Origin of the sequence: Corallococcus sp. EGB (assembly GCF_019968905.1) — a bacterium.
In the GTDB taxonomy this organism is placed as follows: Bacteria; Myxococcota; Myxococcia; order Myxococcales; family Myxococcaceae; genus Corallococcus.
Window position 1 is genome coordinate 919,230 of the sequence record NZ_CP079946.1, and the last position, 12,163, is coordinate 931,392.

The following is a 12,163-nucleotide window of genomic DNA, read 5'->3' on the forward strand; positions in this document are numbered from 1 at the left end:
GGCGAATGGCGGAGACCCGGCCGCCCCTTCCACTTCGGGCAGCCAGCCTTGCCTGGGGCCCGCCCGCACGGTCGGCCTCAGCGCGGCGGGAGGGTGCACATCTTCGCCGGAGGTGAACCGGCCCAGGCGAGGGGTGGACCATGAAGAAGACGGTGGCGGAGCAGTTCGCGGAGGTCCTCGCGCTCGCGGGTGTGAAGCGCATCTATGGCGTGGTGGGTGACAGCCTCAACGCCCTCACGGAGGCGCTGCGCCGGCGCGGCGACATCGAATGGGTGCCCATGCGCAACGAGGAGGCCGCTGCCTTCGCGGCGGGCGCGGAGGCGCACCTCACCGGGCAGCTTGCCGTGTGCGCGGGCAGCTGTGGCCCCGGCAACCTGCACCTCATCAACGGCCTGTATGACTGCCACCGCAGCCGGGTGCCGGTGCTGGCCATCGCCGCGCAGATTCCCTCCGTGGAGCTGGGCACCGGCTACTTCCAGGAGACGCATCCGGAGATGCTCTTCAAGGAGTGCAGCCACTACTGCGAGCTGGTCTCCGGGCCCAACCAGATGCAGCGCACCGCGGAGATCGCCGTCCGCAGCGCCGTGGGCAAGGGCGGCGTGGCCGTGGTGGTGCTCCCCGGCGACATCGCCATGCAGAAGGCCGAGGACGTGCGGCCCCCCACGCCGGAGTCGCTGCGCGTGTCGCCCTCCCAGCTGATGCCCGCCGCCGAGCAGGTGGAGCAGATGGCCGCGCTGCTCAACCGCGGAGGGCGCGTGACGCTGCTGTGCGGCGCGGGCTGCGAGGGCGCGGCCGCGCAGGTGGTGGAGCTGGCGAAGCGGCTCCAGGCGCCCGTCGTCTCCGCGCTCCGGGGCAAGGAGTTCCTGGAGAAGGACAACCCCCACTTCGTGGGGCTCACGGGGCTCATCGGCTACGCGTCCGGATACTGGGCGATGATCGACTGCGACGTGCTCCTGATGCTGGGCACGGACTTCCCCTACCGGCAGTTCTACCCGGACAGCGCGGACACCCGAATCATCCAGGTGGACGTGCGCGCGGAGAACATCGGCAAGCGCACGCGGGTGGACCTGGGCGTGGTGGGCAGCGTGTCCGCCACCGTCCAGGCGCTCCTGCCCCGTATCGGAATGAAGCGTGACACGAAGCACCTGGAGCGAGCGCTCGCGCACTACCGCAAGACGCGCGAGGAACTGGACGCGCTGGGGCAGGGCACCGTGGGCAAGAAGCCCATCCGCCCGACCCAGGTGGCCCGCGCGTTCGACCTCCAGGCGACGGACGACGCCATCTTCACCTGCGACGTGGGCCTGCCCACGGTGTGGGCCGCGCGCTACGCGACCATGAAGGGCGGCCGGCGGCTGGTGGGCTCCTTCAACCATGGGTCCATGGCCAGCGCGCTGGCGCAAGCCATTGGCGCGCAGAAGGCCTTCCCGGACCGGCAGGTCATCTCCTTCTCCGGTGACGGCGGCTTCACGATGTTGATGGGGGACTTCATCGGCCTGGTGCAGTTGGGGCTGCCCATCAAGGTCGTGGTGTTCAACAACAGCTCCCTGGGCTTCGTGGCCATGGAGCAGCAGGTGGGCGGCATGCTCGACGTGGGCACGGCGCTCCAGAACCCCAACTTCGCCGCGCTGGCGGAGGCCGTGGGCGTCAAGGGCCTGCGCGTGGAGGACCCAGGGCAGGTGGACGAAGCCGTCCAGCTGGCGCTCGCGACCCCTGGCCCCGTGCTGGTGGACGCCGTGGTCAGCAAGGCGGAGCTGGTGATGCCCCCGCGCATCACCGCGTCCATGGCCGCGGGCTTCACCCTGTTCGGCGTCAAGGCCCTGCTCAACGGCCGCACCAACGAGGTGCTGGAGCTGGCGCGCACCAACCTCTGGCGCTGAAACCCCTGCCATTCCCGAGGGTTGGGCGGGGCCGGAGAAAAATCAGCAGGGCCGCGAATCCATCCGGCCCGCAGCGGCCTCTTATCCCGCGAACGGGGATTTTCCCCGCCGCATGAGGCCGGTTCCTTGGGTTCGACTCCGATACCTGACGCGTTGCTGCTCGCCGCGCACGCGGGCGACCGTGACGCGATGGTGCACCTGCTCCAGCTCCAGAAGCCGAACCTCCGGCGCTACGCGCAGAAGCGCTGCCTCATCAGCGACGTGGACGACGCGGTCCAGGAGGCCCTGCTGGTGATGTCCCGCCACCTGGGCGCCGTGCGCAAGCTGGCGTCGTTCTCCGGGTGGATGTTCAAGATCGTCCAGCGCGAGTGCCGCCGCCTGGCCCGCACGGTGAGGACGCAGGACCCCTACGAGGAAGCGCTCGCGGACCAGTGGATGTCCGCGCACACGCCGGACTCGCTGCGGCTGGACCTGGCGTCCGCGCTGGAGTCGCTGCCGCCGCATTACCTGGAGGTCATCGTGCTGCGTGACTTCGAAGCGCTGACCATCCGTGAGATGGCCGAGCGCCTGGCGCTGGACCCGGCGGCGGTGAAGAGCCGTCTGCACCGCGCCCGCGTGATGATCCGCGAATACCTGCTGGCCTGAAGCCCCATCCCCCTCATCTGGAGTCCTGTCATGGCGAACCCCCTGTCCACCCTGGGCATCATCCACACGCTCGTGAGCGTGCCTCCCATTGTCTTCGGCGTCTGGGCCTTCGTGCGCGATGGGCGCGTCGACCCGGGGACACGCCTTGGCAAGGCGTACGTCGTCAGCGTGGTGGCGTCCGTGGTGACGTCGTTCGGCCTGTCGAGCACCGGCGGCTTCAACCCGGGCCATGCGCTGGGACTGCTGACGCTGCTGCTCATGGCGGTGGGCGCGGCGGCCCCCAGCGTGGGACTGCTCGGCCGCGCCACGGAATACGCGCGGACCCTCACGTACTCCGCCAGCTTCATGCTGTTGCTGGTGCCGGGCATCAACGAGACGCTGACCCGGCTGCCCGCGGGCAAGCCCCTGGCTGACAGCCCGCGGTCCCCGGTGGTGCAGGCGGCCCTGGCGGTGCTGCTGGGGCTGTTCCTCTGCGGCGCCGCGTACCAGGTGCTCCGGTTGCGCGGGCGTGGGTACGACCATGGGGGCGGGCTGCCTCACCGCTGAAAAGCGCGGGGCGTGTCGATTCGCGGGGAGCTGGTTCGACGTGAGGGTGAAGGCCCACGAATTTCCATCCAAACGGAGCACGCCATGGACGCCACCCTCTCCTCTCCCTCCGCCGTCGTCGTGGAGGCCACCCCGAAGAACAAGTCGTTCGCCCGCTTCATGCCGACGGCGGCCCAAGTGTTCATGGGGCTGGTGTTCTTCGTCTTCGGCCTGAACGGGTTCCTGGAGTTCATTCCCACGCCCAAGGACCTGAACCCGGCGGATCCGGCGGTGGCCTTCGGCATCGCGATGAAGGCGACGGGCTACCTGTTCTGGCTGGAGAAGGGCACGGAGCTGGTGGCGGGGCTGCTGCTGCTGGCCAACCGCTTCGTCCCGCTGGCGCTGGCGCTCATCGCGCCGGTCATCGTGAACATCTTCCTGACGCACGCCCTGCTCGCGCCGTCAGGGCTGGGGCTGGCGGTGATGCTCCTCGGGTCGGAGCTCTTCCTGGCCTGGTCGTACCGGGCGGTGTACCGCCCGATGCTCGCCATGCGCGCCAGGCCTTCCTAGTTCCGGGCCTGGAAGAAGCGTGCGCGGCCCCGTGCTCGCCACCAACGAAGCCGTGCGGGTGGCGAGGGCGGAGCGTGGCCGGAAGGGCGTGAGGCTCAGTCGCGCGGCGGGCCGCTGCGGCGCTCCAGCGCGCCCGTGGTGACGGGCAGCTCGGGGGCCTTCACGCTCCGGGCCCTCAGGCCCATGGCGACGGTGCTCTCCGAGGGCAGGCCCGCCCAGGTGCGCAGCCGCTCCAGCGCCGCGGCCTGGTCCGCCTCCGGAAGGCCCTGGATGCTGGCGCCGTGATTGCCGCCCGGCTCGAAGAACCGGTACGAGTCATTGCGCGCGCTCACGCTGAACGCGCCCGTGGACCATGGGTCGTTCTCTCCGTAGACGAGCAGGATGCGCTCGCCGAACGCCTTCACCCAGCCCTCCACGAGCGGCATGGTGAACGGGTTGAAGGGGTACGGCTTCATGTCGAAGGGCACGAGCGCCCGAGGGTCGTACTGCCGGGGATAGCGCTGGACGCCGCGCAGGTGGGACTCGTCGGACGCGTAGCTGCCCAGCTGCGTGCCGGCCTGGAAGTCGTAGGGCGCGTAGTATTCCAGGTCGCCGTCGCTCGTGTACGACAGGCCCACCACGGCATCCAGGAGGTCCACCAGGGCCTGCGCGGGGCCGCCCGGCGCGGGAATCACGTCACACAGCGACGCGTCGCCGTACTGCCAGAAGGCGAAGGCGAACTCGAGCGTGGTGAACTCCAGCGCCTTGTCCACGCCCAGGAAGCCGTAGGTGCTGCCGTAGTGCGCCGCGCCCGTCGCCTGGAAGAGCGGCTCCGTCTCCGCGCGTCGCTCCAGCACCTCGCGCTGGAAGGCGCGGATGTTCTCACGGCACTCGGGCGTGCCCAGCTTGCTCAGGAACTTCACGTAGCGAGGATCCTGCGTGCCGTAGCTGTTGGGCGCCACGTAGGCCACCGTCGCGTCCACGTCGCGCGGGAAGAACGCCCGGTGGTAGAGCGACGTCATGCCGCCCTTGCTGCCGCCGGTGCTGATCCACTTGCCGGGGAAGAGCGGCTTGAACGCCTGGACGATGCGGTGGTGGTCCGCCGCCGCCTGCTCGATGTTGAGCAGCTTCCAGTCCGCGGGCTGCGGGATGGAGGGCGTGAAGAAGCGGTGCTCCACCAGCAGCTGGTTGCCCTGCAGCAGGTAGGTGGGCTCGAACTGGGCCGGGGACGTGAAGATGCCGTACCCCGTGCTGGCCAGCACCATGGGCGCCTCCGCGCTCCGGAAGAGCAGCGTCATCCGCTGCTGGAAGCGCGCGCCCTGGGGATGCAGGTGGTCCGCCGGCTGGTCATAGCGCAGCACGAAGAAGCGCACGCCCGGTGCGGGCGCCGGCCGCTCCTGCACCACCGTGAGGCCGGGGACCGCCTGCAATTGCGCCAGGATGTCCGGCGCCGCGTCCTGTGTCTGGGATTGCGCCTGGACCTCCGGCGCGCTCGGGGAAGTGGACTCCGGGGGAAGCTCGCTGCCGCCGCAGGCCTGGAGCCCCAGCGCCAGCACACACGCCAGCACCGCGGGATGACCGAAGAAACGTGACATGGGTTAAGCCCTCCTTGTGGGAAAGACAGAACTAACATGCCGGTCCTGTATTTCCGGAAGAAGGACTTCCCAGGTGCCTTGGACGTAAGGTCACGCGTCATGAACGTCTATGAGATTCGCGGAGCCTTTGGCCTGGACCACCTGGTGCGCGCGGAGCGGCCGGACCCCGTCCCCGGACCCTTCCAGGTGCGCGTGCGGGTGAAGGCCACGAGTCTCAACTCGCGCGACCTGATGATGGTGGAGGGCCGCTACAACCCGCGCCAGAAGCTGCCGCTGGTGCCCAACTCGGACGGCGCGGGCGTGGTGGACGCGGTGGGGCCGGGCGTCACGCGCGTGAAGCCGGGGGACCGGGTGATGACCCTGTTCGCGCAGGGCTGGCAGGCCGGTGAGCCGACGAAGGCCATCACCGGCACGACGCTGGGCGGACCGCTGGACGGCGCGCTCGCGGACACGATGGTCCTGCATGAGGACGGCGTGGTGCCCACGCCCGCGTACCTCTCCGACGAGGAGGCCGCCACGCTGCCGTGCGCGGCGGTGACGGCGTGGAGCGCGCTCGTCACGCAGGGGGCGCTCAAGGCCGGGGACACGGTGCTGGTCCAGGGCACGGGCGGCGTGTCCATCTTCGCGCTGCAGATTGCCCGGCTGTTCGGCGCGCACGTCATCGTCACCTCCAGCCGCGACGACAAGCTGGAGCGGGCCCTGAAGCTGGGTGCGCAGGAGGGCATCAACTACGTCACCACGCCGGACTGGGAGAAGGCGGCGCGCACGCTCACCGGCGGCGTGGGCGTGGACCACGTGGTGGAGGTGGGCGGCGCGGGCACCTTCGAGAAGTCACTCAAGGCGCTGCGCGTGGGCGGCACCGTGTCCGTCATCGGCGTGCTGTCCGGCGGGGCGGGCCCCGTGTCGCTCATCCCCATCCTGATGCAGAACCTGCGCGTGCAGGGCGTGTTCGTGGGGCACCGTCAGTCCTTCGAGGCGATGACGCGCGCGTTCGCGCTCAATGACATCCACCCGGTGGTGGACCGCGTGTTCCCCTTCGCGGAGGCGCGCGCCGCCTTCGAGCACATGAAGCAGGGCGCGCACTTCGGAAAGATTGTCATCCGGGTGAGCTGACCCACGCGAAGTGGAAGTGGGCCTCCACCGTGGCGGTGGAGGTGCTCTTGGGCAGGGGCGGGAAGGGCGCCGCCTTCTTCACCGCGGCGAGCGCGGCGGCGTCCCAGGCCTTGGAGCCGGACTCGGTGAGGATGGCGGTGGAGACCAGCTTGCCGTCCTTGTCGAGCACGGCCTGGACGATGGTCTTCTTGCCCGGGGCCGGCGTGCCCTTGGGGCCCGGCTGCTTCCAGGCCTTCGCCACGCGCTGGAAGGCCTGCTGCTGGTAGGCGGGGCTGTCCACCGAGCCCTGGAAGTAGGTCTGCAGCTGCGGACTGCCGCTCGCGGCCAGGGCCCCGGAAGCGAGGGCCAGCGCGAGCACCACCACGGCGGTTTTCGGGATGCGGAGCATGGGCCGAATATAGGGCCCGCTCAGCTCCTCGGCTGGGGGCCCCGGGACGGCGGCGGTGCCTTCGCTTCGGGGGGCTTGCTGGCGCCCTTCTCCGGCAGCCAGGACAGGTCGTACACGGCCGCGTCGCCCGCGCTGCGCATCAGCACCACGGAGGCGCCGTGCGCGCCGCTCATCTCCAGGCCGGCTGAGAAGAGGCCCCGGTAGAAGCCGGCGATGACCACCGGGCGGCAGGTGAGCACGTAGCGCGTGGGCCCCGTCTGCTCCAGCCGCGCCTCCAGGTAGTTGGTGCCCGTGCGCAGGTTGCGCGTCATCCGCTCCAGCATCCGGTGCGGCCCCAGCAGCCGCACGCCCGCCAGCAGCGCGCTGCCGATGAGCGTGGACCCATAGCCCTCCAGGAAGCGCCGGCCCACCACCTCCGCGCCGTCGTCCAGCGTGGCCATGGGCGCGAGCACGGACGCCGCCAGCTTCAGCGACCCCACCCACACGTCCAGCGGATAGGCCACCGCCAGTTTCCCACGCGGATCGATGCCGACCTCGCGCAGCTGCCGCGCGCACGGTTCGTCCAGGTGGTCACCCAGGGCGCGAATCAGCCCTTCGAAGCTCTGCTGGAACACAAGGCGTTCGGGACTCGTCGGCATGACCGCCCACGCTACCCGTGTGAGCGGGGCTGTCTCAACCCGGGCTGTTCCCAGGATTCAAGAACTTTTCGTGGATTGTTGGAAAACGCGGTGCGGCAGAGTCTCGACGGGTCGGCCGACGCGGTTCGACGCGTCGGACGAGAGGGCTGGGGTGGGTGCGGTAGGGTCGTGGGCCATGTCGCATGACCCTCTGGCCGACATCTCCACGGCCGCGATGCAGGAGCGCGGGGGCTCGCGAGGAGCTCCCCGCGAGGTCCCCGCGCTGACGGTGGTGTCCCACCCGGTGCCCCGGCGTGTCGGGGACCGGCGGCTGCTGGACGCGCTGGGGGTGGGGCGCGCGGTGGCCCTGTCGCGCAACGCCCCGGACTTCGCGAAGCCGGGCAGCGCGTTGGGGCTGCCGCTGGCGGATCCGTTCGTGAGCCGCAAGCCGCTGGAGCTCTCCGCCCTGCCGGACGGAGGCGTGCGGCTGGCGGTGCCGGAGGACGGCACGCACGTGGTCGCCGCGGGCGCGCTGCTCCAGGGCGCGAGGGACTTCGCGCCAGCGGAGTTGAAGGAGGGCGTGGCGCTGGAGCTGTCGGGCCGCGTGGTGCTGCTGCTCCACTTGGTGGAGCTGGACGGCGAGGGCGCGGCGGACGCGTTGGGCATGGTGGGCGAGAGCGCGGGCCTGCGGCGGCTGCGCAAGCACATCGAGCGGGTGGCGGACCTGCCCGTGCCGGTGCTCATCCGGGGCGAGACGGGCACGGGCAAGGAGCTGGTGGCGCAGGCCATCCACCGGCTGGGGCCGCGCCGGGCCGGGCGCTTCATCAGCGTGAACCTGGGCGCCATTCCCAAGGAGCTGGCGGCGGCGGAGCTGTTCGGGGCGCGCAAGGGGGCGTACTCGGGGGCGACGCGGGACCGCGAGGGCTTCTTCGGCGCCGCGCACGGGGGCACGCTGTTCCTGGATGAAGTGGGCGAGGCGCCGCCGGAGGTGCAGGTGATGCTCCTGCGCGTGCTCGAGACGGGGGAGCTGTACCCCGTGGGCGCCAGCCAGCCGGTGACGGTGGACGTGCGGCTCATCGCCGCGACGGACGCGCACCTGGAGGAGCAGATCCGCGACGGGCGCTTCAAGGCGCCGCTGCTGCACCGGCTCGCGGGCTATGACCTGCGCGTGCCCGCGCTGCGCGAGCGGCGTGAGGACGTGGGCCGGTTGTTCTTCCACTTCGCGCGCGAGGAGCTGGCGGCCCTGGGGGAGGCGGCGCGGCTGGACACGGAGGATCCGCACGCGGAGCCGTGGCTGCCTGCGCCGCTGGCGTCGAGGCTCGTCCGGGCGGCGTGGCCGGGAAACATCCGGCAGCTGCGCAACCTCACGCGGCAGCTGGTCATTGGAAGCCGGGGGCAGGCGCAGCTGCAACTGGACCCCCAGCTCGACGAGGCGCTGGGGGCGGAGACGTCCGGCACGGCGGCTGCGGCATCGGGGGCCGCGGCGAGGGCCGGCGCTCCCGTGGCTCCGGCACGGGGAGCGGGCGCTCCCGAGGTGCGCGAGGCGACCGGGCCTGCGGGAGGAGTGGCGTCCCCCTCGGCTTCGTCGCGTGGCGTGGACACGGCGCAGGCGCGCGAAGCGGCGGTGCCCCGGCGCAAGCCCTCGCAGGTGACGGAGGCGGAGCTGCTGGCCGCGCTGCGCGCCAGCGCGTGGGACCTGAAGGCCACGGCGGACGCCCTGGGGATTCCCCGTCCCTCTGTCTACGACCTCATCGAGCGCAGCCCGAACCTGCGCACCGCGGGGGACCTGGGCGCGGATGAAATCACCCGCTGCTTCGAGGCGTGCGGCGGCGACCTGGGTGCGATGGCGCGCACGCTGGAGGTGTCGAGGCGCGCGCTGGGGCGGCGGCTGAAGGAGCTGGGGTTTACGGCGAAGGGGGCGTGAACGGCGTCGGGCGTCGCGTGGCACGCTTGCTGCTGAGCCGCCGCGTCGTCGGTCTTCAACCTCCTGGAGGGTTCCCCATGCGAAGCCGTGTCCTCTTCCCGCTGTGCCTCGCCGGACTGCTGCTGGCCTGTGCCAGCGGCTCCCGGTCCACCACGCCTGAAGCGGCATCGTCCGACGCCGGGCCGGTGCAGCCCTGCACCACGAATCCGCCGCCGCCCGCTGGAGGCGTGGTGGTGAACATCACGGCCAGCACGGAGGGCAAGGTGCACTTCAGCACCAAGACAGTGCGGGTGCAGCCCGGGCAGACGGTGAGCTTCGTGTCCCAGGTGCAGCAGGACCGGTGCATCGGCGTGTCCAAGAGCGGGTTCCTGGCGGATGGGAGTCCAAACCCGCTGTCGGTGCCGGGCTGCCAGGTCGCCTCGTGGACGATGAACACCGCCGACCATCTGGATGAAACAACGGCCTTCTGGTCCTGCCCGACGAGCGACTGCTCCAAGTGCGCGCAGCCGAAGGGCAGCATCAAGGACACCATCAACGGCACGCTGGAGGTCTCCGGGCGCGGCGAGGACTGAGCGGACGGTTCCCCCCGCCTCGCTTGAACGCGGGGCCGGTCAGGCCCCGCGGGCCCTGGTCGGCCGGGGGGCCTTCTTGGGCGGCTCGGCCGGGGCCACGGGGCCGGTGCCCGCGGTGACGGCCCGGAGCTCGTCGAGTCCGAGCTGGATGTGCCGTGAGAGGTCCTGCGCCCTCGGGTCCTCGAGCCAGCGCTCGAACGCGACCTTGAAGACCGCGATGCCTGCCTCGGCGCTCAGGCTCGCGGTGGGCTCGGGGACGCCGCGCTTGCGCAGGGCGCCCGCAGCGGCCGAGGCGAGGGAGGCCAGCTTGATCAGCTCCCGCTCCCGAAGCTCCGCGTTCGCGACGAGGAGCGCCTGGCGGGCCCGGGCGTAGTCGCGGCGGTCCTTGAAGAAGGGGGTCAGCGACTCGAGGGCCGCCGCGACCGTGTCGAGCGGCGCTGCCCCCTGGGGCGCGTCCGCGATGGTGGCGACGATGCGCTCGTGGAGCAGGTCCGAGCCCCCGAACAGGACCTCCTTCTTGTCGGTGAAGTAGCGGAAGAACGTCCGCTCGGTGAGCCCCGCGCGCGCGGCGATCTCCTCCACCGTCGTCCGGTCGTACCCATGCTCCTGGAACAGCGTCATCGCGGCCTGTGCGAGCCGGTCTCGTGCGTTGGGTTCCCAGCGGCCCATGGCCCCAAGCATAACCTGATTGCAGTCACTGACATCACTTGTTAGTAGTGATGTCAGTAGCTGACATCAAGGAGCTTTCCATGCGCGTATTCGTCACGGGTGCGTCGGGTTTCATTGGTTCGGCGGTGGTTCCGGAGCTGTTGGGGGCGGGGCATCAGGTGGTGGGGCTTGCCCGCTCGGAGGCTTCGGCCCGGGCGCTGGAGGCGGCGGGGGCGCAGGTGCATCGCGGCTCGCTGGATGACCTGGAGAGCCTGCGCGCTGGGGCGGCGAAGGCGGACGGGGTCATCCACCTGGCGTTCATCCACGACTTCTCCCGCTTCGAGGACTCGGTGCGTGCGGACGCGCGCGCGATTGAGGCCATGGGCGCGGTGCTCGAGGGCTCCCACCGGCCCTTCGTCAATGCCTCGGGGCTGCTGGGGCTCAGGCCGGGTCGCACGGCCGTGGAGACGGACGCGGCGGCCCCGACGGGACGTGGAGGGGCGGAGGCGACGATGATCGCGCTGGCCTCTCGGGGGGTACGCACGTCCATCGTGCGGCTTCCGCCGTCGGTCCATGGAAGGGGCGACCATGGCTTCGTGCCGCACCTCATCGCGTCCGCGCGGCGGAAGGGCGTGGCGGCCTACGTAGGGGAGGGGGCGAATCGGTGGCCCGCGGTGCACCGGCACGACGCGGCCCGGCTCTTCCGGCTCGCGCTGGAGCGGGCCCCCGCGGGTTCGGCGCTCCACGCGGTGGACGACGAGGGCGTGCCCACCCGGGACATCGCGAGCGCCATCGGCCGCAGATTGGGAGTGCCGGTCGCATCGAAGACGCCGGCAGAGGCGGGCGAGTTCCTCGGCTTCCTGGGGACGCTCTTCGCGCTCGATGCTCCAGCGTCGAGCGCCCGCACCCGCGAGCTGCTCGGCTGGCGGCCCGAAGGGCCCGGGCTCCTGGCCGACCTGGACGACGAGCACTACTTCACGGCGGACGCAGGCACGGTCCTGTGAGGGCGATGGCGGGACGCTGGCGCGTCGCTCCGCGCGCCAGCACTGATCATCCAATCGGCGAGGGGAGGGCGCGCGCCCACAGGTGTTTGTCGTGAAAACCCTCCCCCCGTACGATGCCCGGAGCCATGCCTCCACCGATCAAGGTCCGCCTTGTCCCACACGATCCGCGCTGGGCCGAGGCCGCCGTCGCGCACGGTCAGGAGCTCAAAGGTGTGCTGGGCGCCATCGTGCGCGAGGTGCACCACATCGGCTCAACAGCCATTCCGGGCATCACCGCCAAGCCGATTCTCGACCTCATCCCCGTCGTCGTCTCGCTGGATGCGCTCGACGAACGGCGGGGCGAGCTCGAGGCGATTGGCTATGAATGGTGGGGCGAGCTCGGCCTCCCCGGACGGCGCTACTGCACCCGACATGATCCAGCGACCGGAGCGCGTGTGGTGCAGCTCCACTGCTTCGTCGAGGGGGCGCCCGAGATCACGCGGCACCTCGTATTTCGCGACTACCTGCGAACGCATCCGGTCGTCGCGCGCGCATACGACGATGAGAAGTCGCGGTGCCAGCGCCTCTACTCCGACGATTCCCACGCGTACAGCGACTGCAAGGCATCCTGGATCAAGCGCGTCGAGGCCGAAGCACTGGCAGCCCTCGGCGCTCGTTGAATGAAGGCGACGCACCCCGTCGCAGGGAGTGGCGTCGGAGCCGCAAC

Annotated in this window: 13 protein-coding genes; 9 read left to right on the top strand and 4 right to left on the bottom strand. The window is 71.0% G+C overall.

Annotation, left to right across the window (positions count from 1 at the left end):
- The first annotated feature begins 140 nt into the window (after positions 1-140).
- The 4 genes from poxB to KYK13_RS03910 all read left to right on the top strand — a co-directional run bounded on the left by poxB (position 141) and on the right by KYK13_RS03910 (position 3,617).
- Positions 141-1,877, top strand: coding sequence for a ubiquinone-dependent pyruvate dehydrogenase (gene poxB / locus KYK13_RS03895; protein ID WP_223642064.1), 1,737 nt, complete (start codon positions 141-143; stop codon positions 1,875-1,877).
- 126 nt (positions 1,878-2,003) lie between these two features.
- Complete coding sequence (locus KYK13_RS03900) at positions 2,004-2,522, top strand: RNA polymerase sigma factor (protein WP_223642065.1); 519 nt, start codon at positions 2,004-2,006, stop codon at positions 2,520-2,522.
- Between the two features lie 30 nt (positions 2,523-2,552).
- On the top strand, positions 2,553-3,068 hold the full coding sequence (locus tag KYK13_RS03905; RefSeq protein WP_223642066.1) for a hypothetical protein: 516 nt from the start codon (positions 2,553-2,555) through the stop codon (positions 3,066-3,068).
- Positions 3,069-3,152: 84 nt separating this feature from the next.
- Positions 3,153-3,617: a DoxX family protein gene (locus KYK13_RS03910; RefSeq protein WP_223642067.1), complete on the top strand. Its 465-nt coding sequence runs from the start codon at positions 3,153-3,155 to the stop codon at positions 3,615-3,617.
- Between the two features lie 95 nt (positions 3,618-3,712).
- Here KYK13_RS03910 and KYK13_RS03915 read toward each other — a convergent pair whose 3' ends face one another.
- Positions 3,713-5,191, bottom strand: a complete 1,479-nt coding sequence (locus KYK13_RS03915) for a S28 family serine protease (RefSeq protein ID WP_223642068.1) — start codon at positions 5,189-5,191, stop codon at positions 3,713-3,715.
- Positions 5,192-5,290: 99 nt separating this feature from the next.
- Between KYK13_RS03915 and KYK13_RS03920 the strand changes: the two genes are divergently transcribed.
- The gene (locus KYK13_RS03920) at positions 5,291-6,304 is read left to right on the top strand and encodes an NAD(P)-dependent alcohol dehydrogenase (protein WP_223642069.1); all 1,014 of its coding nucleotides are present in this window, start codon (positions 5,291-5,293) and stop codon (positions 6,302-6,304) included.
- Here KYK13_RS03920 and KYK13_RS03925 read toward each other — a convergent pair.
- Together KYK13_RS03925 and KYK13_RS03930 are read right to left on the bottom strand one after the other, a co-directional pair.
- The gene (locus tag KYK13_RS03925; protein ID WP_223642070.1) at positions 6,288-6,692 is read right to left on the bottom strand and encodes a TonB family protein; all 405 of its coding nucleotides are present in this window, start codon (positions 6,690-6,692) and stop codon (positions 6,288-6,290) included. The genes KYK13_RS03920 and KYK13_RS03925 overlap by 17 nt on opposite strands.
- A 20-nt stretch (positions 6,693-6,712) precedes the next feature.
- Entirely contained in the window at positions 6,713-7,330 is a 618-nt protein-coding gene (locus KYK13_RS03930; protein WP_223642071.1) for a DUF2378 family protein, read from the bottom strand.
- A 175-nt stretch (positions 7,331-7,505) separates the two neighbouring features.
- Here KYK13_RS03930 and KYK13_RS03935 point away from each other — a divergent pair, with 175 nt between their 5' ends.
- Together KYK13_RS03935 and KYK13_RS03940 are read left to right on the top strand one after the other, a co-directional pair.
- Positions 7,506-9,233, top strand: a complete 1,728-nt coding sequence (locus tag KYK13_RS03935; protein ID WP_223642073.1) for a sigma 54-interacting transcriptional regulator — start codon at positions 7,506-7,508, stop codon at positions 9,231-9,233.
- A gap of 77 nt (positions 9,234-9,310) precedes the next feature.
- Complete coding sequence (locus KYK13_RS03940; RefSeq protein WP_223642075.1) at positions 9,311-9,805, top strand: hypothetical protein; 495 nt, start codon at positions 9,311-9,313, stop codon at positions 9,803-9,805.
- Positions 9,806-9,844: 39 nt separating this feature from the next.
- Here the strand turns inward: KYK13_RS03940 and KYK13_RS03945 are convergent, their stop codons facing one another.
- Entirely contained in the window at positions 9,845-10,474 is a 630-nt protein-coding gene (locus KYK13_RS03945; RefSeq protein WP_223642077.1) for a TetR/AcrR family transcriptional regulator, read from the bottom strand.
- 80 nt (positions 10,475-10,554) lie between these two features.
- Between KYK13_RS03945 and KYK13_RS03950 the strand changes: the two genes are divergently transcribed.
- Both KYK13_RS03950 and KYK13_RS03955 read left to right on the top strand, forming a co-directional pair.
- Complete coding sequence (locus KYK13_RS03950) at positions 10,555-11,457, top strand: SDR family oxidoreductase (protein ID WP_223642079.1); 903 nt, start codon at positions 10,555-10,557, stop codon at positions 11,455-11,457.
- A 125-nt stretch (positions 11,458-11,582) separates the two neighbouring features.
- Positions 11,583-12,116: a GrpB family protein gene (locus KYK13_RS03955; protein ID WP_223642081.1), complete on the top strand. Its 534-nt coding sequence runs from the start codon at positions 11,583-11,585 to the stop codon at positions 12,114-12,116.
- Positions 12,117-12,163: the final 47 nt, after the last annotated feature.

Coding starts and splice junctions, on each gene's coding strand:
- KYK13_RS03950 (WP_223642079.1), top strand. CDS start 10,555: ATGCGCGTATTCGTCACGGGTGCGTCGGGTTTCATTGGTTCGGCGGTG.
- KYK13_RS03910 (WP_223642067.1), top strand. CDS start 3,153: ATGGACGCCACCCTCTCCTCTCCCTCCGCCGTCGTCGTGGAGGCCACC.
- KYK13_RS03930 (WP_223642071.1), bottom strand. CDS start 7,330: ATGCCGACGAGTCCCGAACGCCTTGTGTTCCAGCAGAGCTTCGAAGGG.
- poxB (WP_223642064.1), top strand. CDS start 141: ATGAAGAAGACGGTGGCGGAGCAGTTCGCGGAGGTCCTCGCGCTCGCG.
- KYK13_RS03920 (WP_223642069.1), top strand. CDS start 5,291: ATGAACGTCTATGAGATTCGCGGAGCCTTTGGCCTGGACCACCTGGTG.
- KYK13_RS03955 (WP_223642081.1), top strand. CDS start 11,583: ATGCCTCCACCGATCAAGGTCCGCCTTGTCCCACACGATCCGCGCTGG.
- KYK13_RS03935 (WP_223642073.1), top strand. CDS start 7,506: ATGTCGCATGACCCTCTGGCCGACATCTCCACGGCCGCGATGCAGGAG.
- KYK13_RS03945 (WP_223642077.1), bottom strand. CDS start 10,474: ATGGGCCGCTGGGAACCCAACGCACGAGACCGGCTCGCACAGGCCGCG.
- KYK13_RS03925 (WP_223642070.1), bottom strand. CDS start 6,692: ATGCTCCGCATCCCGAAAACCGCCGTGGTGGTGCTCGCGCTGGCCCTC.
- KYK13_RS03905 (WP_223642066.1), top strand. CDS start 2,553: ATGGCGAACCCCCTGTCCACCCTGGGCATCATCCACACGCTCGTGAGC.
- KYK13_RS03940 (WP_223642075.1), top strand. CDS start 9,311: ATGCGAAGCCGTGTCCTCTTCCCGCTGTGCCTCGCCGGACTGCTGCTG.
- KYK13_RS03915 (WP_223642068.1), bottom strand. CDS start 5,191: ATGTCACGTTTCTTCGGTCATCCCGCGGTGCTGGCGTGTGTGCTGGCG.